The sequence below is a fragment of the Effusibacillus consociatus genome, assembly GCF_042652925.1.
In the GTDB taxonomy this organism is placed as follows: Bacteria; Bacillota; Bacilli; order Tumebacillales; family Effusibacillaceae; genus Effusibacillus; species Effusibacillus consociatus.
This window is the reverse complement of sequence record NZ_JBHSHC010000106.1, coordinates 20,785-39,526: the sequence shown is the minus strand read 5'-3', so window position 1 is coordinate 39,526 and position 18,742 is coordinate 20,785. Positions and strand designations below refer to the sequence as shown.

The window sequence follows — 18,742 nt, the reverse complement described above, 5'->3', positions numbered from 1 at the left end:
CAAAAGCGAAACCATACACTCATCCCAGGATGCATGTATGGTTTGCGCTTTTTATCGAGTTTCTCTTACCATATCCAAGAAATATTGATGCAATCGTACATCGTCTGTTAATTCCGGGTGGAAAGATGCCCCCAACAGGTGACCTTGTCTGGCTGCCACAATCCGGTCTTGGTACGTGGATAATACCTCAACCTGATCTCCTACTTCCATGATGTGAGGTGCTCGAATAAATACCGCCCGATAGGGTTCCCCTTCGATTCCTTTCACCTTCAGGTCAGTTTCGAAGCTTTCCCGCTGACGGCCAAATGAGTTGCGATCGACAAGAATATCCATAATCCCAAGATGAACCCAATCTTGTCCATGGATTCGACCAGCTAGGAGAATTAAACCCGCACAGGTGCCAAACATTGGCGTTCCCGCCTGAGCCATCTCACGGATCGGGTTCATCAGATCATATTGATTCATGAGTTTCCCGATGGTTGTGCTTTCCCCTCCGGGTAAAACCAAACCGTCAAGCCCTTGCAGGTCTTCCTTGCGTTTGACGGTTACAACTTCATCGGCACCGGCCTGTTGCAAGCTCTTGATATGTTCGATTACTGCGCCTTGTAAGGCCAATACACCGATTTTCATGTTCCACCGGCCTCCTACCAGCCGCGTTCCGCCATGCGCTCGTTCGCAGCCAAAGTAGACAATTCGATGCCTTTCATTGCGGTTCCAAGATTCTTGGACAGTTCAGCGATCAACTTGTAGTCCTGGTAATGAGTAGTCGCTTCTACAATCGCTTTTGCAAACTTGGCTGGATTGTCCGATTTGAAGATACCGGAACCAACAAATACACCGTCAGACCCGAGGTGCATCATGAGAGCTGCATCGGCCGGAGTTGCCACACCGCCAGCAGCAAAGTTTACAACCGGAAGTCTGCCAAGCTTCTTCACTTCCAATAACAGTTCAACCGGCGCTCCCAGGTTCTTGGCTTCAAATACCAGTTCATCTTCAGACATGTTTTGAACCTTACGGATCTGCGCCTGCATGGTGCGTTGGTGTTTAACCGCTTCCACAATGTTGCCGGTTCCCGGCTCGCCCTTGGTACGGATCATGGATGCGCCTTCCGCAATACGACGAAGCGCTTCTCCCAAGTCACGCGCGCCGCATACGAAAGGAACAGTAAATTCCTTCTTGTTAATGTGGAACTTATCATCAGCCGGAGTCAATACCTCGGACTCGTCGATATAATCAACACCGAGCGATTCCAACACTTTCGCTTCGACATAGTGTCCGATGCGCGCTTTCGCCATAACCGGAATCGATACAGATTTCATTACTTCCTCTATAATCGTCGGGTCTGCCATACGGGCAACCCCACCAGCAGCGCGAATATCTGCAGGCACGCGCTCGAGAGCCATAACCGCTACAGCGCCGGCCTCTTCCGCAATCTTTGCCTGTTCAGCATTGACGACGTCCATAATGACGCCACCTTTTTGCATCTCAGCCATACCACGTTTAACTCTGGATGTTCCTACCTCCATCTTGACCCCACTCCTCGTAATTGCTTTAAAATTCATCCTTTCTATTTTATCCTACCCTGTATCTGTCGACAACCTCCAAATCAGAATTGTTGAAATAAGGGGGGAAATAAAGAAAACCGGGATTACTCCCGATTTTCTTTTTGATCAAGCCCTTCTTCCCGTTTCATTCTGCGAAGGAAGGCACGGAACATAAAGAACCCGCCCGGCAGAATCAAGAAGATCAGGATTGAATTTATTGTCAGCCACCATGCTGCAGAAATTCCGGAACCCATCGGCACTCACCTTCACTAGTATTATTCAAACAGTCCCTTAACGCTGGTTGAGATTCCATCCAATGCTTTGCGGAAAAAAAGGCGGATCCAGCTTCCTCTTTCCACTTCCTGGGTGGAAACCAGGTCAACCGAGCTAAGAACTTTCCCATTTTGCACCTGCTGCATTTGCCCTAAAACTTGCCCTTTGGCAACCGGAGCTTCCACTTGATTCCAAACAAATTTGGTTTGAACGCTTTGTTCTTCACCTTTCTTAACCGCTACATACAGATCTTGTGCAGGGGCAACCTCGACTTCTTCGTTTTTGGCGGTTGGGACGATCGCTTTTTCCCCTACAGGTTTATCTTTGTCGGCAATACGCTTCGAATTGAAATTGGTAAAACCGTAATCGAGCAGCTTGGTCGTGTCCGCTTGGCGTTGGAGATCATCGGTCGCACCCATGATGATTCCAATCAGTCGAAAGCCCCCGCGTTCTGCCGTGCTGACAAGGCAATATCCGGCTTCATCGGTGAAACCCGTCTTGAGACCGTCCATCCCCTCATATTTGCCAATCAGGTGGTTGGTATTTTCAATTTTGTTTTTTCCGCCGCGGATTTCAAAGCTTTTGATTTTCGTCAACTCGAGAATTTGCGGATATTTTACGATCAACTCTCTTGCAAGAATCGCCAAGTCAGAAGCTGTTGTAAAGTGATCCGGATTGTGCAGTCCATCCGGATTCGCAAAGTGAGTTCCCTTCAACCCTAACTCCTTGGCTCTGTCATTCATTTTCTGTACGAAAGCCTGCTGGCTTCCAGCAAGAAAAATGGCAAGCGCCATTGCCGCATCATTCCCGGAAGGGACTGCAACAAACTTGATCATGTCCTGAAGCTGGAACTTTTCATTTGGATCGAGCCAAACACTTGACCCTTCGATATTGTATGCTTCCAATGGAACGGGCACTATATCGGTCATTTTTTTCTGGCCGGATTGCACAGCCTCCATTGCAAGCAGCATCGTCATGACTTTTGTGGTGCTTGCAGGAAAACGTTTGTCGTTTTCACCTTTTTCATATAAAATCTGCCCGGATTTGGCATCCATCAGCAATGCCACTGGTGCCTCAATGACAGGCTCCCCGGCTGCCGCTGCTTTGGATGTTGGAACCAGAGTCGAGACGGCTACACTCACAGCAACTGCAAAACTCAGAATTCTGCTGGTCCACTTTCGATTTCCGATCATGGTTATCTCCTCTCGTGAATTTCACCATTTAGTATAACATAAGGAGACGAGCATGAAAAAGATAAGAGAAGCTAGCTTTATGGTGTTAAAATTTAGTCAAGAAGGATAACTTGTCAATCAGAAATTTGTAAATATGTCCGAACAGCTAGTCGCTTTTCACATCGTAGCTGCAAAAAAATGACAAGCTTCATGCTTGGTGTATAGTTGGCGGGTAACCGTGACGAGCTTCTAAAGGTCCTAATTTGTCCACACTAATCACACGTCCATCCTGTGGAGGATGGTTGTAAATCGATTTCGATGCGTTTTTTTCGATTGAACACGAACTTAGGAATTTTCAAAACGCCCACCTTAAAAAACTTTAGTAACAAACGGAACGTTTTTATTCAAAAATTAATCTAATCGAGTGTAAAGGAAGGAGGTAAACTGTTGGAAACACAAAAAATCGTTTTGTTAGTGTAACAGGCCCAGTGCAATCAAGAGGAAGCTTTTACAGCCCTTTTTCGAGAATTCAGACCCTATCTTTATACGACTGCCCTCTTCTTTCTCGGTGATGGAGAGGATGCGGCAGATGTCGTACAGGAGACCTATTTAGCCGCATTCCGTTCGATTAAAAAACTTCAGCATAAAGAATATTTTAAAACTTGGATTACGAAGATTTTGATCAATCAATGCCACACAGTACGCAAGAAGAGAAAGAAAAATTCGACCTCTCCGCTTGATATCGATATTGTCTGGGAAGACCCTCTCTCGGAAATGGAGATGGGACTTTGGCAAGCGGTTAACAAACTTGATGAAAAATATCGGGTGGTTATAATCTTACGATTTAAAAACGATTTGGAAATACGTGATATTGCAAAAATCTTAGAATGTTCTGAAGGGACAATTAAGTCACGCATTCATCGAGCGATTGAAAAACTCAAAATTGATCTTAAGGAGGAGTGTCGCAGATGAAAAACGAGAATAAGGATTTTGAAGCGTTCTTGCGGAAGAATTTTAAAGGCATCGAAATGAAAGTCCATATACCTGAAATCGTGCCGGCTCTTGATGAATCGCCCGTGGCAAAACGACCTTTTCTCAGATCTAACAAAGGATTTATAACGGCCGCGACGATAGTTTTGCTCCTGCTTGCTGGCCTGACACCGCAAGCTAGAGCAATCTATCAGTCTTGGTTTGGCGGACCTCTTGTTGACCCTGGTTTACAACAAGCAGAAAAACAAGGGAATATTCAAACGCCAAACGCCTCGGTCACCGATCAAGGCATAACGGTAACCTTACAAGCGGTCAGCGCTGATAGTACACGAACTGTGTTACAAGTAAATGTTCAAGGTACAGAGGCAGACGACGTGCTTCTTGAAGCGGTCACTTTGTCCGATGAAAAAGGAAAAACCTATCGACTCCAGTCACAAGACCACAGTTTGGGACGAATCCAATTTGAACCTTTCGATTCGGGAGTCAAAGAAGCTGTCTTACAAGTCACCTCGATTAAAGGTGTGAAAGGTGATTGGTTGATTCGCTTCCCAGTCAAACGATTCGAATCCCGTATCGTCACACCAAACATTAAGATACAAATGCCAGAGGGTTATACGCTTACCATTAATAAAATCGATTTTGCCCTGACACAAACACAAATAGATATTACATTCACCAGCCCATACACACCAATCTGGGCCACAATCACAGAAAACGGAAAAGTGGCCAACCTGACCAGGGGTGCACGTGATCAGAAAGACCCACAGCTGATGCACATATTCTTCGATCCGGTAGAAGGGACTCAGCCGATGACACTCAAGTTGGAGTTCTATAACAAACCAGATGTGATTGTTCAAATTCCAAAGCTATAAAAATAAAAATACAGCGAGGGTCCTTGTATCCTTGCTGTATTTTTATGAAGTAAATGACTACTTTTCGGTTGCTTGAGAAACGGCTTGATCTGCTTGAATAAGGCCATACGAGAAATCGCTCCCGTCCACCGATGTCTGCTCTAGAATTGCTTGGATAGTTTTGACATCGAGGTCTTCCCTCGAACTTTTTATCAGTGAAACGGTTCCTGTTACAAGGGCAGCGGCAAACGAGGTTCCCGATTTAAAACCATCTTCTGTTCTGAGATGAACTCCTGGGGCAGAAACAGATTTTTTGCAGGAAGAGACATTTGAAAAAGCGACATCTACATTGTTAATATCCCGGGCGATCACGCTGATCACTGAGCTCATGTTAGCTGGGAAAGGAAGTTCTTCTCTACTGTCGTTACCTGTTGCAGCAATTACAGGGATTCCCTTGTTTGTGGCGTGGAGAATTGCTTGCTTCAGCTCAGGTGATTCGTTTGGTACCGCTAAGCTTAAATTGATCACTTGAGCACCATTTTCAATTGCCAAATTGATACCTTTTGCAACAATGGCAGGATCTTGTTCTTTCTTCTCATCCATCACTTTAACAGGGAGAATTTTCGATTGTGGCGCTACTTTCAATATAAGCGACGTGATTGTTGTGCCATGACCTGAGTCATCCTTTACATCTGTCGTGTCATTGATTGCATTATAGCCGGGCAACACGTTTTCATTTGATAGGTTACTCCCTGAATCGATTACCGCAACAATAGGTGTTTTGCTGCCTTTTGATTTCACATCCGCAGCATGAATGGATTCGAGTCCCCAATCAGCATTTGCATCAGTGGCGATCCTTTTGATTACCGGATGGTAATCTTTGCGAACAGTAACAGGCTTACAATCAGTTTCCGTTGTCTTTGTGATTTCCGAGTTGTGGGGCATTGTCGTAAGGGACGAAGATGTACACCCCACAGTTGTGATCAAGAGGGAAAGTGTAAGGCCATAAACAGATAATTCTCGCAACTGTTTCATGAAGTAAACCTCCTGTTTGAATAAAACAAGAAGGATCTGTTTGATCCTTCTTGTTGATTGATCTTAACGGTCTGGGAAGGAGTAAGTGTAGGTACCCGTATATATTCTGTTCGTGGTACCCCACAAGTAATCCCAGTAGAGGATCGAATGACTGGTGTCAATCGCCATTGCCCCTACGGTATTTTTGAATCGAGCACCAGGCTCAGTTTTATACGAGTATTTTGAAGCATTGGATGTTTTATAGTAATCGAAGATCCAACGCCGATATCCCATTAATCCACCATGATAGTCATCAATGGTATCTACATCATTTAGAGTCCAAGACCAACCTACTGTAGGAGCACCCCATGTTAAATTAACCTGAGCTTGACTGCCGGAATTTGTTGTAGTTGGGCCATGGTCGACGATTTCTTCAGCGTTGAATCTTTCAACACTAGAGCGAGTTACCAGTTCATCAACTGTCCACCAGGAATCTGAGTACATGCCATAGCCTGCAGTTGTGGTGTCAGAATATTTCGCATCCCATAGACTATAGGAACTATACCCCATGCGCTCAAAATAACCTGTAGACTGGTATTTTCCGTATGAACCGTAATCAAAGTTTTCACTTTTGGTATAGTCAGGGTCATTAATCACGTCCTGTGGCTTCACCTTGTTTTCATCATTAAATTGATTAATACGATAGTCTTTCATGCCCATCGCCTTTTTGAAACCAAACGTAATGAACTCCAGTTGGCTGTCCAGATTAGTCAGATCACTGCCAGGTGTCGCGTAGTAGCTGTCGACATGAACAGAACCATCTGCCTTCTTTACTGCTCCAAAGGCGAACAGGCGTTTGAAAGTTTCTTTTGCTGCATCGTCTACAAATTCAGTGATAACCCCTTTGGGGAGTTGAAGTGTATCATATACAACCTGTTCAGATGGGAGGTTGCTTGGGACACCGTATATCAGGATGTACTTATAGTTGTCGAGATCTTGTTTCAGTTGCTGGACCAACTTGTCTTTGGTCACTTTGTCTGCCGAGTCGAGCAAATTTTTATTCAATCATCGTCATAACAGTTTGAGATGTGTTTGCAACTTTCATTCGCTTTTACATTGACGACTTTTTCTGTTGTTGTAGAATGAATTACTTTTTGATTGCTAATATTCTTGATCGAAATTTCATCATTAGTGGTAACAGCCGACCCGTTCCCAGCGAAGCTAAAAAGCATTGCCATTGCGACTGTTGTTGTAAGAGCAGGAATAAATCTGGGTTTTCTCATTCCAACACTCCCTTTGATTAAATCATTTGTTTTCTGAACATCAAATACTTGGGAAATATCCCTGTTGTACGGGAAATCCAGACCCTGTCTTAGAAAATTTGGAAATACTAGGTCTTTCAGTTTAGATCCATTCTAATTCCCTCCATTATTTTGTTTTTTTACTATTACAGTAAATATTTGTAACACAACTGAACTGTAAAATGTTGTCGAAATCTATAGTTTGTAAAAAAAAAACTTTTTTGGATAAATTGGGTTTTCTGAATCAAGTCCATAATTCAACCAATAAAAATGCCCTCAGAAGCGTTTTTTATGAACAGGAGCTAAAAAACACCTGTCCCAACAAAAAACGTTTTCTAAGGGCATTTCTATTTCACTGAGGATTATCCAAAAGGAAACTCTCTTGGATCGGGGGTTCCTTGTTTATAAACTGTAATTCGGTGCTTCTTTCGTTATATGCACATCGTGCGGGTGGCTCTCACGCAAGCCGGCAGCGGTGATCCGAATAAACTTGGTATCGTTTTTCAATTCGTCAATCGTTTTGACCCCGCAATATCCCATTCCGGCACGGAGACCGCCGACCAGTTGATAAATTATGTCTGCCACCGCTCCGCGGTATGGAACTCGACCTTCAATGCCTTCGGGTACCAGTTTTTTCTCGCCTTCTTGGAAATAACGGTCTCCGGAACCTTCTTTCATGGCTCCAATTGACCCCATCCCGCGATAGACCTTGAACGAGCGGCCTTGGAAGATCTCCATTTCACCCGGGCTTTCTTCCGTTCCGGCAAGCAGCGATCCAACCATGACCACATCGGCCCCGGCGGCAATCGCCTTCACAATATCACCCGAATATTTGATTCCTCCATCCGCAATGACTGGTATGTTATATTGACGAGCTACCGTGGCACAATCGTACACTGCTGTAATTTGCGGCACTCCAATTCCAGCCACCACACGAGTTGTACAAATCGATCCAGGTCCAATCCCCACCTTAACGGCATCCACGCCTGCCTCGATGAGATCCCTCGTCGCTTCGCCTGTCGCGACATTCCCGGCAACGATTTGCAGTCCGGGGAACCGTTTGCGAAGCTCGCGAACCGTTTCAAGAACTCCTTTTGAGTGACCGTGTGCGGTATCCACTACGATTAAATCGACACCGGCAGCAATCAATGCCTGAGCACGTTCAAAGGTGTCTCTCGCAACACCAACCGCTGCACCGCACAACAATCTTCCGGTTTCGTCCTTCGCGGCGTTCGGAAAGCGCTTTGCTTTTTCAATATCTTTAATTGTGATCAATCCGCGAAGAATATAGTTATCGTCCACCAGCGGAAGCTTTTCGACTTTGTGATGCTGCAGAATTTCCTTCGCTTGTTCCAGAGTCGTGCCCACCGGAGCGGTAACCAGATTTTCCTTGGTCATGACTTCCGCGATCTTACGCTGGAAGTTCTGTTCAAAACGCAAGTCGCGATTGGTGAGAATGCCAACCAGACGTCGTTCGCCATCGACAATGGGAACGCCTGAAATTCGATATTTGGCCATCATCGCTTCCGCATCATATACATGATCTTCCGGTGTGAGGAAAATCGGATCGGTAATAACACCCGACTCGGAGCGTTTCACCTTATCGACTTCTTCCGCTTGTTCTGCAATGGACATGCTCTTGTGAATAATTCCGATTCCGCCTTCTCGTGCCATGGCAATCGCCATTTTGGCTTCAGTTACAGTATCCATCCCTGCAGAAACAATCGGTGTATTCAGTCTGACTTTATTTGTAATTCGGCTTGTTACGTCAACATCTCTTGGTAACACTTCGGACTTCTGTGGAACTAAAAGAACATCGTCAAACGTCAAACCTTCTTTTTCAAACTTGGTCTCCCACATCACTCGATTCCCCCATTCTCGTATAGTTTCCCATTTACCCGTAGATATTATGGCTAGTTTAACAAAGTAAGTTGAATCGGGTCAACCGATCTGGAAGAACCCCAAAATAGCAAGAATGTTCAGGAAAGATCCAAGGTCAAGGAGGTCTTCTCTTTGCAGAAAGTAACACGAATACGCACCGAGGAGCCTTACCGGAAAATGTGGGACACATTTGTCTACTTTGAAAATGAGCAAACAGCCAATCGCTACTTGCGGGCCCAATATGAGTCCCTGGGGATTGATGAACCACAGCGCGCCGCTTATCTGGCAACGCCCAAATTAATCTATGGCATCAAACAAGCTCGTCAATATTATCGGGCGGCCGAAACTTGCGATATCATGACCAAACCCTTGCTGCTGTACTATGGGATGATGAGTCTTGCACGCGCTTATATCGCTTCCCGCGACCCGGAGTACCCCACCACAACCAGTGTCCTGAAACACGGGTTATCGACTCGAAAGCTCAAGAAAGACTCTTATTATTTTATTCAGGACGAGATTCGGGTTCAAAAGGACGGTCTGTTTGTAGTACTTCACCAAATGCTGGGGGGAAGTCCTTTTTCCGACCGGCAGCGGGTGGTCATCAAAGATTTGCTTGCCGTGATCCCGGAATTGACTCCGGGGTACGGGCGACTCTATGGTTTCCCTGCCGTTTGCGAGATTGAACATCGAGTCGATGGAAACAAAACTTGCTGGGACTTGCCAAGGTGGATTCTTCAGGCCGGGAATCACACCCGGGATGAATTCCTGAATTTATTGAACCGTACTCATCAAGATCCTGCCCAGCCCAACCGGCCTGTATTCTATCTTGGGGATATCGATCCTCCCGGTCGGCTGCATCTTCACCATGTCAGACCTGTCAGCTGCCATCCGTTACTGATTGAAGATTTGACGGGGCGCACCTACCTTCGGTATCCCCTGGCGGGTGACTTTCTTATTCCTGAGATTAGTTTGCATTTTATGGTCATGTTTGTTTTGGGCATGCTCTGCCGTTACGAAACGGAACGCTGGGGAGAAATGATTCTTACTTTTCTTTCACAAGATGTGTATTTGATCAATGAATTTTTGAACCTTTCGATGCGAAAATTCCCTAATCTGATATTAAATCAGTTATTCGGTGAGCAATATATATTCTACAGTTCTTAAAAAGGGGTGGGTACGAAATTGGAGCATCCATACATGTCCGAGGTAGACAAAGAACTTCGCCGCTTGTTGGCGTCTGGCAGTCCATCCCTCAGTCCCATGATTCAACATTTTCTGGAAACAAAAGGAAAAGGCGTACGGCCTGTTCTGGTTTTGTGGTGTGGAGACATCGCAGGCTCTCCAATGAAACGCTCGATCGATCTGGCAGTTGCAGCCGAGCTTTTACATATGGCCTCACTTGTTCACGACGACATCGTGGATCAAGCAGCGTTCAGACGAAAAAAACCTACCATCCACCGGATGTGGGGCGAGGGAGCTGCCGTTCTGGTAGGGGACTATTTTTTCGGAACCCTGCTTCGTGTAATCAGTCCCTATCCAATGGTTGTCCCACATTTCGCAGAAGCCATACTAAGCCTTGTGAACGGAGAATTCATGCAGATGGATCAGCAATACGATCCTTGGATTTCGGAAGAGGAGTATCTGAACCGCATCTGCCAAAAGACCGCCAATTTCATGTCCACCTGCTGCAAAATCGGCTGCCTGACACAAGACACTCCTTTCGAAATCATGGATGCTCTTACGAACTACGGTTATTGCATTGGGATGGCGTATCAATTATTGGATGACCTGCAGGACATAATAGAAACCTCGGAGGGGCTTGGAAAACCGATTATGCAGGATATTTCGCGGGGAATATTTACGCTCCCTTACCTTCATTCATTTTGGCAGGAATCAAACCGCTTGCCAACGTTTCTTAAAGTCAACATTGTGCCGTCTGCTGATTCTCTTGAATATACACGGAAACTTGCAGCACACTACATAGAAAAATCGGTGATCTGTTTATCCTCCCTTCCATCCACCAATGGACAACGCGGACTTCTGTGTATATCCCGGCAAATAAAAAAGAAGCTCGAACAACTTCAGGAGGTGAACGCTTATGCTCCTACGCTCGATTAGAGGTATGGTTTTATTGGTGAGAATCGTACCGGTTGTTTCGTGGAGCTTTTGTGCGATACTTCTCTCGATCGGGTTTGCCGTCCATGATCTTAAAGGTTTGTCGTCAATTCCCTGGCAAGTGGTGGGCTCACTGTTTGCAGGTGCTCTTTTGTTACAAGGAGTGGTGGCTCACGCATTTAATGATCACACAGACTGGAAGTCTGGCACCGACCAGAAATCACCCGGAATCTTATCAGGCGGCAGCAAAGTCATTCCGAAAGGACTCTATTCGGAAAGACACCTCTTGCTGATTGGACTTGCCGGGATCGCAGCTTCCGCCGGTTTGGGTAAGTATCTGAGCCATCTTACCTCGAATTATGCATGGATTTTTATTGCAATCGGCATCTGGGCCGCTGTAACCTATACCGCTGCCCCGTTCCGTTTCGCTTATTTTCCTTTAGTCGGAGAATGGCTCGCCGCATTTCCGGCAATGATTGCTTGTACTTTAGGGACCTATTTTGTGTTAACCGGATCGCTTTCCAAACCGGTTGTTTGGGCATCCATAATCCATTCTCTCTTATGCATTGCCTGGTTGATGCAGCATCATACCAGTGATATTGACGCGGATCTGCAGGCAACCCCGCGAAAAGTTACAACGGTTGCATTTGCCGCTTCGATTTGGGGAAAAGAAGTAACGCGGCACATCACCGCCGCCTATTTTCTGATGGCCGCTTTCGTCGGTATAGTGGCAACTCTAAGCGTACACAAAATTTTCATATTCTCGGTATTCTGCGGTTTGATGGGAGCGCTCGCTGCATGGAATACGAATCCGCATAACATCGGCAATATTACGTACAATCAAGTCAAAATGATAGCTCTCACGGTTCTTCATACGCTGGTACTATTTGGATTTGAAGTGATTACATAGTAAAGGAGCTCCCATATGACGGTTCCGGATAAACTCCAGCAGGTTATTGTACAATGTGAGCTAATTTGCGCCGATTTAAGGACCTATGGAAACTCGGCTGTCGATCCGCTGATGAAACAGCTCTATTTGCAAATGGCCGACACAGTCGAATCGGGAAATCGGTGGATGAAGGACAGATTACTTGATGTGAAAGCCAGAGAATAAACCAAAATCCCCACAACCTGATGTTGCGGGGATTTTCTGATTTCATTACTCCGTTTCTGCAGCGCCGTCAGCCGCTTCACCCTCTTCATCGTCATCACTTGCAACAACCCGGGCTACGGTCGACACTTCTTCATCTTCTTTCACGCTGATTAATTTCACGCCTTGCGTATATCGGCCAAGTTCCGAAATCTCTTTGATTCGAAGGCGTATGACCACACCGGTATTGGTAATGATCATTAATTCTTCGTCTGGAGATACAACTTTCAGACCCACCACATGACCGTTTTTCTCCGTAACATTAATCGTCTTGATTCCTTTACCGCCTCGCGTCTGGAGACGGTAATCGGCTTCACTCGTTCGTTTTCCGTAACCGCGGGAGGTTACGGCCAAAACATCCCAACCAGGTTCAATAAGATCCATGTCGATCACAAAGTCATCGTCTTTCAACGAAATACCCCGCACTCCCGTTGCTGTACGTCCCATCGGTCTTACGTCATTCTCGCTGAATCGGATCGACATGCCGTTGCGGGTACCCATGATAATTTCACGCTGTCCGTCAGTCAGGCGAACCCCGAACAGTTCATCATCCTCACGAATCGTGAGCGCTATAAGACCGCCCTTACGGATATTTGCAAATTCGGACAGAGGCGTTTTCTTCACGACCCCCTTACGGGTCGCCATAAACAGGTAATCCCCGTCCGTGATCTCTTTCAATGGGATTACAGCGGAAATGGTCTCCCCCTGCTCAATATTCAACAGATTGATGATAGGGGTTCCTTTCGCCGCTCTTCCAAATTCGGGAATCTCATACGCCTTCAACCTGTAAACTTTTCCTTTGTTGGTGAAGAACAGGATATGATTATGAGAAGACGTGATAAATAAATGTTCAACAAAATCTTCTTCCTTGGTACCCATTGCGGTAACACCCCGACCACCGCGGCGCTGGCTCTTATATGTGGTAGCCGGCAGACGTTTCACATAGCCCGCGTGTGTGATGGTCACCACAACATCTTCCTGCGGAATCAGATCCTCAACATCGATCTCACCTTCAGCAGCGATGATTTGAGAACGGCGTTCATCGCCAAAACGTTCTCTGATCTCTGTAATTTCGTCCCGAATAACGCCCATCAACTTCGCCTCGTCCGCGAGAATCTCTTTCAAATGGTCAATTAACTTCAGGAGCTCATTATACTCATTCTCAATCTTATCCCGTTCCAAACCGGTAAGACGACGCAGGCGCATATCGAGAATGGCTTGCGCCTGTTCGGTTGATAATCCGAACCTGGACATCAATCCGTCGCGCGCTTCTTCATCGGTTTTGGAGGCGCGGATCAAAGCGATGACCGCATCGATGTGATCGAGCGCGATTCGCAAACCTTCCAGAATATGGGCGCGCGCTTCCGCCTTATTCAGATCAAACTGAGTCCGGCGGCGGATAACTACTTTCTGGTGTTCCAGATAGTAGTACAGCATTTCCCGCAGGTTCAATACTTTTGGTTCACCGTTAACAAGCGAGAGCGCGTTCACTCCGAAACTGGTTTGCATCGGTGTCTGTTTGTACAGGTTATTCAAGACCACCTGCGGCTTGACGTCCCGGCGCAATTCGATCACAATTCGAATCCCGTTCCGGTTGGACTCATCGCGTAGATCGGTGATTCCGTCAATTTGTTTATCGCGAACCAATTCCGCAATGCGTTCCACCAAACGCGCTTTGTTCACCTGATAGGGAATTTCCTTAACGATGATCTGCGCTTTTCCGCCCTTTGTTTCTTCGATTTCTGTAACAGAGCGCATAATGATGGAGCCTCTGCCCGTCTCACATGCTTTGCGGATTCCGTCCCGTCCAAGAATCAAAGCGCCTGTTGGAAAATCCGGCCCTTTTACAACGGTCATCAGATCATTAACTGTCGCATCCGGATTGTCAATCAGCATGACAACCCCGTCAATCACTTCCCGAAGATTATGCGGAGGAATGTTCGTTGCCATTCCCACCGCAATCCCGGATGAACCGTTTACCAACAGGTTCGGATAGCGAGACGGCAATACCAACGGTTCTTTTTCGTTCCCGTCATAGTTCGGTCCAAAATCAACCGTTTCTTTATTTATGTCTCGAAGCAGTTCCATGGCGATATGAGACATACGCGATTCTGTATAACGCATCGCGGCTGCCGCATCCCCGTCAATCGAACCGAAGTTTCCGTGACCATCCACAAGCAGATAACGAGTGGAAAAATCCTGAGCCATTCGGACAAGCGCGTCATACACGGCGGAGTCTCCGTGCGGATGGTATTTACCGAGAACGTCCCCGACAATGCGGGCAGACTTTTTATAAGGCTTGTCCGGTGTGTTGCCGGCCTCATACATCGCGTAAAGAATCCGGCGATGTACAGGCTTCAGTCCGTCACGAACATCAGGAATCGCGCGGCTTACAATTACGCTCATCGCGTAATCCAAGAAGGAAGTGCGTAGTTCTGAACTTATGCTAATCGGTAAGACTTTGCCTGTTTCCGGCATTCAATTCCCTCCATGGCGTTTCTTGCGGGTCCTGTTCCAAGCGGAGTGCTTAGCCTTTTTTCCGGAACCCCCGGAATACGGCGAGACTTGAGCAATCTTCGGGTCCCCATCCTCAAGGCCGACTTGGCACTTCAGTGCCATAGCGTGACCTAGTGCTCTCGAGTGAAAGTACTCGGAATAAGCCCCAGAGCTTACCGTCACTTTGATGGGCGGGTTCGTGACCTTGCGCGGCCTTGCCGCGGTTCCCGTTGTTTTGCTGCTTCGTCACGCAACTTTCTGGGGTTCTCTTATATGTCCAAATTTCGTACAAATTTCGCGTTCTCTTCGATGAATTCCCTGCGCGGCTCGACCCGTTCACCCATTAACTTGTCAAAAATCATATCGGCCTCTGCCGCATCTTCCATCGATACCTGCAGCAACGTACGATGTTCCGGATCCATGGTCGTCTCCCATAACTGGTCGGCATTCATTTCTCCAAGACCCTTGTATCGCTGAATTCCAATTCCGGTACGGCCGACCTCTTCAAGAACCCGTTCAAGGTCTTTATCGTTATAGGCATACACAATCTGTCTGCCTTTCGTGACTTTATAAAGCGGCGGTTGTGCAATGTAGATATAACCGGCATCGATCAAAGGCTTCATATACCGGTAGAAGAATGTCAGCAGCAAAATTCGAATGTGCGATCCATCCACATCGGCGTCTGTCATGATTACAATCTTGTGATAACGGGCTTTGGAAATGTCAAAATCCTGACCGATCCCCGTACCGACAGCTGTAATAATGGCTCGAATCTCCGTGTTCGAGAGAATTTTGTCCAGACGGGCCTTTTCGACGTTGATAATTTTCCCCCGCAGCGGCAGAATGGCTTGGAATTTGCTGTCGCGCCCCTGTTTTGCGGAACCGCCTGCAGAGTCCCCTTCCACGATGTACAGTTCGGAGATGGAAGCATCCCGCGAAGTGCAATCCGCTAATTTTCCGGGTAAAGACCCTACTTCCAAGGCACTTTTACGGCGGGTAAGATCCCTGGCCTTCCGTGCTGCTTCTTTTGCCCTCGCGGCCATAACCGCCTTTTCGATTATCTTCTTGCCGACTGCAGGATTCTCATTTAAAAAATCGGTAAATTTCTCGCCAAAAAGGGTTTGTACAATCCCGCGCACTTCCGAGTTCCCCAACTTGGTTTTGGTTTGACCTTCGAATTGAGGATCCGGAATTTTGACGGATATTACAGCCGTCAACCCCTCTTGAACGTCATCGCCTTCGAGCTTCATATCTTCTTTGATCAGATTCATCCGTTTTCCGTAATCGTTAATCACCCTGGTGAGGGCGGTTTTGAAGCCCGCTTCGTGGGTTCCGCCCTCATGGGTATTGATGTTATTGGCAAACGAATAGATGCTGCTTGAATAGCTGTCGTTATATTGCAGGGAAACCTCCGCAATAATTCCATCTTTCTCACCGGATACAAATACCGGATCATGCAAGACTTCCCGGCTCTTATTCAGATATTCGACGAATGAGGCAATTCCGCCTTCATATTGAAACGTCTGGGATTTATCATGACGCTCGTCATTCAACAAAATGGTAATTCCGCCGTTCAGAAACGCAAGTTCACGCAGCCGGGACTGCAGAATATCGTAAGAATACTCCGTGGTCTCGGTAAAAATCTCCGGATCCGGTTTGAAAGAAATCGTGGTTCCGGTATCATCTGCATCGGTTTCGCCAATGACTTCAAGAGGACTTACCGTTTTGCCTCTTTCGAAGCGCATCTTATGAATTTTTCCTTCGCGTTTTACTTCTACTTCCAACCATTCCGAAAGAGCATTCACAACAGAGGATCCGACACCATGCAGACCCCCTGACACTTTATATCCTTCTCCGCCGAATTTTCCCCCGGCATGAAGTACGGTTAAAACCACTTCTACCGTAGGAATCCCCATTTGAGGATGAATACCGACGGGAATTCCGCTTCCGTTATCACGAACTGTCACACTGTTATCAGGATGAATCGTGACGTCAATTGTATCGCATCGTCCTGCGAGTGCTTCGTCGATACTGTTGTCGACAATCTCCCAAACCAAATGATGCAATCCCCGTGCACTGGTCGATCCGATATACATACCCGGACGCTTGCGTACAGCCTCAAGGCCTTCCAGCACCTGTATCTGGGACTCGTCATATACGTGCGTTTCTTGCGTCATCCATGTCCCTCCGATTCCTTATCATACCTGTAAATTCTACCATACCCCTTGATACAACGCAAAAAATCAGGAGTTTTCACATCCCGAATCAATAACATTCGGTGCTAAAGACAGAAAAAGCAGGCACGCGACAGTGCGTGCCGATCTCCTCTATTACTTTTCGTCAAGTTCCGAGACAAACCCTGCACGTTTTTTAAGTGTGAGGGAAGAAATTGGCGAAAAATAGACCTTACGGTTTGTCACGACAAACGATTTGCTCTCATTTTCATCAATAACGATTACAAATCCTTCCTCTTCCGCCACATTCAAGAACTCCTTGGTGCTGTCGGCTGATTCTTTCATTTTCAAATCAAAAATGGCGATCACTTCCTTGCTGGGAACCATCACATCCCCGCCCAAATGAATAAACATCCCGACACCCGCCTTTCTTTATAACCGTTTTTACGATTGATGGATTTCGCCGTCCGTAACCCTGTAAACAACCGCTTTTTCCCGCATTAAATCTTCCAAACCGTATGTCATGGTTGTTGTTATCAAAGTTTGAACTCGTTCACCCATACTGTCAAGCAAATGCAGCTGTCTCATCTCATCCAATTCTGACAATACGTCATCCAGCAGCAGGACCGGATATTCCCCTACCTCGTGCCGAATCAGTTCGATCTCTGCAAGTTTCATGGACAATGCGGCCGTACGCTGCTGTCCCTGAGAACCGTATATGTGTACATCTTTGCCATCTATTCGAACTTCTATATCATCCCGATGCGGGCCGACAGAGGTCGCTCCTCGACGGAAATCATCCTTTTGCCGCAAAACAAGCTGCTGTCGAAAATTCTCGGACACTTGATCTGCGGCATCCCCATTCTCAAGAAGCGAACATTTGTAATTCAACGTCAACTCTTCCCCGCCGGAAGTTATCCTCTTGTGGATATCCGAAGAAAACTGCTGAAGTTTATCCACAAACTCCAGCCGCTTGCGGATAATTTTTGTGCCGTATTCAATCAATTGTTCATCCCAAACAGCCAGTGTCCCTACAAGACCGGCATCCATTCGTTCGCCGTCTTTCAGAATATTGTTTCTTTGCTGCAGTACCTTCTGATATTGTGCAAGGTTATGCAAGTATTGCGGACTCATTTGTCCCAATTCGATATCAAGAAACCGTCTTCGATTCTGCGGAGCCCCTTTTACGAGCATCAAATCCTCGGGAGCGAACAGAACCACATTGAGATGTCCGATAAAATCACTGATTTTCCGCTTCTCGATCCCATTTACACGAACTTTTTTCCCGCGGTTCAAAATTTTCAGGTCAAGGGAATAGGTGCGTTGATTTCTTTCCACTTGACCTGACACAGAAGCAAATTCGGTTCCCCACCTGATCATCTCGGAATCCCGGTTCGCACGGTGGGACTTGGCCAAAGAAAGCATCAGAATGCTTTCCAGGACGTTTGTTTTTCCTTGCGCGTTCTGACCTACGAAAATTGTCACCTGCGGAGACAATGACAAAGAGAGCAGCTCATAATTGCGAAAATCCCGTAATTCCAGCTTCTGAAGAATCATACCCGTCCGCTTTTCGTGAGAATCAAACGATCAAACCCTTCGATCTCTATCACATCTCCCGCACGAAGTTTGCGTCCCCGCCGATTCTCCGCTTCCCCGTTTACCAGTATTTTGGTTTCTTGCAAAAATGACTTGACCTCGCCGCCGGAGCCGACAATATCCGCATATTTGAGCAGCTGGCCTAAAGTGATTTCATCCAAGGAAAGGTCTACTTCTCTCGTCAA

General features: G+C 46.6%; 18 protein-coding genes and 1 pseudogene. 6 read left to right on the top strand and 13 right to left on the bottom strand.

Annotated features, from left to right (window positions below; genetic code table 11):
• Window positions 1–51: 51 nt before the first annotated feature.
• The 4 genes from pdxT to ACFO8Q_RS14050 form a co-directional block, all read right to left on the bottom strand.
• The gene (gene pdxT, locus ACFO8Q_RS14065) at window positions 52–630 is read right to left on the bottom strand and encodes a pyridoxal 5'-phosphate synthase glutaminase subunit PdxT (RefSeq protein ID WP_380026444.1); all 579 of its coding nucleotides are present in this window, start codon (window positions 628–630) and stop codon (window positions 52–54) included.
• Between the two features lie 14 nt (window positions 631–644).
• Window positions 645–1,526, bottom strand: a complete 882-nt coding sequence (gene pdxS, locus ACFO8Q_RS14060) for a pyridoxal 5'-phosphate synthase lyase subunit PdxS (RefSeq protein WP_380026443.1) — start codon at window positions 1,524–1,526, stop codon at window positions 645–647.
• Between the two features lie 122 nt (window positions 1,527–1,648).
• Window positions 1,649–1,798: a hypothetical protein gene (locus ACFO8Q_RS14055; protein ID WP_380026442.1), complete on the bottom strand. Its 150-nt coding sequence runs from the start codon at window positions 1,796–1,798 to the stop codon at window positions 1,649–1,651.
• Window positions 1,799–1,819: 21 nt separating this feature from the next.
• Window positions 1,820–3,010, bottom strand: a complete 1,191-nt coding sequence (locus ACFO8Q_RS14050; protein WP_380026441.1) for a D-alanyl-D-alanine carboxypeptidase family protein — start codon at window positions 3,008–3,010, stop codon at window positions 1,820–1,822.
• A gap of 492 nt (window positions 3,011–3,502) precedes the next feature.
• On the opposite strand from ACFO8Q_RS14050, the pseudogene ACFO8Q_RS14045 reads away from it, so the two are divergent.
• Window positions 3,503–3,961: pseudogene (locus ACFO8Q_RS14045) on the top strand (RNA polymerase sigma factor); the annotation flags it as partial.
• Window positions 3,958–4,851, top strand: coding sequence for a DUF4179 domain-containing protein (locus ACFO8Q_RS14040; RefSeq protein ID WP_380026440.1), 894 nt, complete (start codon window positions 3,958–3,960; stop codon window positions 4,849–4,851). The pseudogene ACFO8Q_RS14045 and the gene ACFO8Q_RS14040, both read left to right, overlap by 4 nt.
• A gap of 57 nt (window positions 4,852–4,908) precedes the next feature.
• Here the strand turns inward: ACFO8Q_RS14040 and ACFO8Q_RS14035 are convergent, their stop codons facing one another.
• The 4 genes from ACFO8Q_RS14035 to guaB all read right to left on the bottom strand — a co-directional run bounded on the left by ACFO8Q_RS14035 (window position 4,909) and on the right by guaB (window position 9,005).
• Window positions 4,909–5,865, bottom strand: a complete 957-nt coding sequence (locus ACFO8Q_RS14035) for a S8 family peptidase (RefSeq protein ID WP_380026439.1) — start codon at window positions 5,863–5,865, stop codon at window positions 4,909–4,911.
• Between the two features lie 63 nt (window positions 5,866–5,928).
• A complete protein-coding gene (locus ACFO8Q_RS14030; RefSeq protein WP_380026438.1) occupies window positions 5,929–6,909 on the bottom strand; it encodes a hypothetical protein in 981 nt (326 codons plus the stop codon).
• Window positions 6,906–7,127, bottom strand: coding sequence for a hypothetical protein (locus ACFO8Q_RS14025; RefSeq protein WP_380026437.1), 222 nt, complete (start codon window positions 7,125–7,127; stop codon window positions 6,906–6,908). The genes ACFO8Q_RS14030 and ACFO8Q_RS14025 overlap by 4 nt, the downstream gene beginning before the upstream one ends.
• A gap of 420 nt (window positions 7,128–7,547) precedes the next feature.
• Window positions 7,548–9,005 (bottom strand): IMP dehydrogenase, encoded by a 1,458-nt coding sequence (gene guaB / locus ACFO8Q_RS14020; RefSeq protein ID WP_380026512.1) that lies wholly within the window; start codon window positions 9,003–9,005, stop codon window positions 7,548–7,550.
• A 153-nt stretch (window positions 9,006–9,158) separates the two neighbouring features.
• Between guaB and ACFO8Q_RS14015 the strand changes: the two genes are divergently transcribed.
• From ACFO8Q_RS14015 to ACFO8Q_RS14000, 4 genes are read left to right on the top strand one after another with little or no spacing between them, the layout of a single operon-like run.
• Window positions 9,159–10,190, top strand: coding sequence for a YaaC family protein (locus ACFO8Q_RS14015; RefSeq protein WP_380026436.1), 1,032 nt, complete (start codon window positions 9,159–9,161; stop codon window positions 10,188–10,190).
• Between the two features lie 33 nt (window positions 10,191–10,223).
• Window positions 10,224–11,144 (top strand): polyprenyl synthetase family protein, encoded by a 921-nt coding sequence (locus tag ACFO8Q_RS14010; RefSeq protein WP_380026435.1) that lies wholly within the window; start codon window positions 10,224–10,226, stop codon window positions 11,142–11,144.
• A complete protein-coding gene (locus ACFO8Q_RS14005) occupies window positions 11,125–12,051 on the top strand; it encodes a prenyltransferase (protein ID WP_380026434.1) in 927 nt (308 codons plus the stop codon). Before ACFO8Q_RS14010 ends, ACFO8Q_RS14005 begins: the two co-directional genes overlap by 20 nt.
• A gap of 15 nt (window positions 12,052–12,066) precedes the next feature.
• Complete coding sequence (locus tag ACFO8Q_RS14000) at window positions 12,067–12,255, top strand: hypothetical protein (RefSeq protein ID WP_380026433.1); 189 nt, start codon at window positions 12,067–12,069, stop codon at window positions 12,253–12,255.
• Window positions 12,256–12,300: 45 nt separating this feature from the next.
• On the opposite strand, the gene gyrA is transcribed toward ACFO8Q_RS14000, so the two are convergent.
• The 5 genes from gyrA to yaaA all read right to left on the bottom strand — a co-directional run bounded on the left by gyrA (window position 12,301) and on the right by yaaA (window position 18,742).
• Window positions 12,301–14,769 (bottom strand): DNA gyrase subunit A, encoded by a 2,469-nt coding sequence (gene gyrA / locus ACFO8Q_RS13995; RefSeq protein WP_380026432.1) that lies wholly within the window; start codon window positions 14,767–14,769, stop codon window positions 12,301–12,303.
• 287 nt (window positions 14,770–15,056) lie between these two features.
• On the bottom strand, window positions 15,057–16,964 hold the full coding sequence (gyrB, locus tag ACFO8Q_RS13990; protein WP_380026431.1) for a DNA topoisomerase (ATP-hydrolyzing) subunit B: 1,908 nt from the start codon (window positions 16,962–16,964) through the stop codon (window positions 15,057–15,059).
• A 153-nt stretch (window positions 16,965–17,117) separates the two neighbouring features.
• Complete coding sequence (gene remB / locus ACFO8Q_RS13985) at window positions 17,118–17,375, bottom strand: extracellular matrix regulator RemB (protein WP_380026430.1); 258 nt, start codon at window positions 17,373–17,375, stop codon at window positions 17,118–17,120.
• Between the two features lie 30 nt (window positions 17,376–17,405).
• Window positions 17,406–18,518, bottom strand: coding sequence for a DNA replication/repair protein RecF (gene recF, locus ACFO8Q_RS13980; RefSeq protein ID WP_380026429.1), 1,113 nt, complete (start codon window positions 18,516–18,518; stop codon window positions 17,406–17,408).
• Window positions 18,515–18,742 carry a S4 domain-containing protein YaaA gene (gene yaaA / locus ACFO8Q_RS13975; protein WP_380026428.1) on the bottom strand — a complete coding sequence of 76 codons (228 nt, stop codon included), beginning with the start codon at window positions 18,740–18,742 and terminating at the stop codon, window positions 18,515–18,517. Before yaaA ends, recF begins: the two co-directional genes overlap by 4 nt.

Coding starts and splice junctions, on each gene's coding strand:
- pdxT (WP_380026444.1), bottom strand. CDS start 630: ATGAAAATCGGTGTATTGGCCTTACAAGGCGCAGTAATCGAACATATC.
- pdxS (WP_380026443.1), bottom strand. CDS start 1,526: ATGGAGGTAGGAACATCCAGAGTTAAACGTGGTATGGCTGAGATGCAA.
- ACFO8Q_RS14055 (WP_380026442.1), bottom strand. CDS start 1,798: ATGGGTTCCGGAATTTCTGCAGCATGGTGGCTGACAATAAATTCAATC.
- ACFO8Q_RS14050 (WP_380026441.1), bottom strand. CDS start 3,010: ATGATCGGAAATCGAAAGTGGACCAGCAGAATTCTGAGTTTTGCAGTT.
- ACFO8Q_RS14040 (WP_380026440.1), top strand. CDS start 3,958: ATGAAAAACGAGAATAAGGATTTTGAAGCGTTCTTGCGGAAGAATTTT.
- ACFO8Q_RS14035 (WP_380026439.1), bottom strand. CDS start 5,865: ATGAAACAGTTGCGAGAATTATCTGTTTATGGCCTTACACTTTCCCTC.
- ACFO8Q_RS14025 (WP_380026437.1), bottom strand. CDS start 7,127: ATGAGAAAACCCAGATTTATTCCTGCTCTTACAACAACAGTCGCAATG.
- guaB (WP_380026512.1), bottom strand. CDS start 9,005: ATGTGGGAGACCAAGTTTGAAAAAGAAGGTTTGACGTTTGACGATGTT.
- ACFO8Q_RS14010 (WP_380026435.1), top strand. CDS start 10,224: ATGTCCGAGGTAGACAAAGAACTTCGCCGCTTGTTGGCGTCTGGCAGT.
- ACFO8Q_RS14005 (WP_380026434.1), top strand. CDS start 11,125: ATGCTCCTACGCTCGATTAGAGGTATGGTTTTATTGGTGAGAATCGTA.
- ACFO8Q_RS14000 (WP_380026433.1), top strand. CDS start 12,067: ATGACGGTTCCGGATAAACTCCAGCAGGTTATTGTACAATGTGAGCTA.
- gyrA (WP_380026432.1), bottom strand. CDS start 14,769: ATGCCGGAAACAGGCAAAGTCTTACCGATTAGCATAAGTTCAGAACTA.
- gyrB (WP_380026431.1), bottom strand. CDS start 16,964: ATGACGCAAGAAACGCACGTATATGACGAGTCCCAGATACAGGTGCTG.
- remB (WP_380026430.1), bottom strand. CDS start 17,375: ATGTTTATTCATTTGGGCGGGGATGTGATGGTTCCCAGCAAGGAAGTG.
- recF (WP_380026429.1), bottom strand. CDS start 18,518: ATGATTCTTCAGAAGCTGGAATTACGGGATTTTCGCAATTATGAGCTG.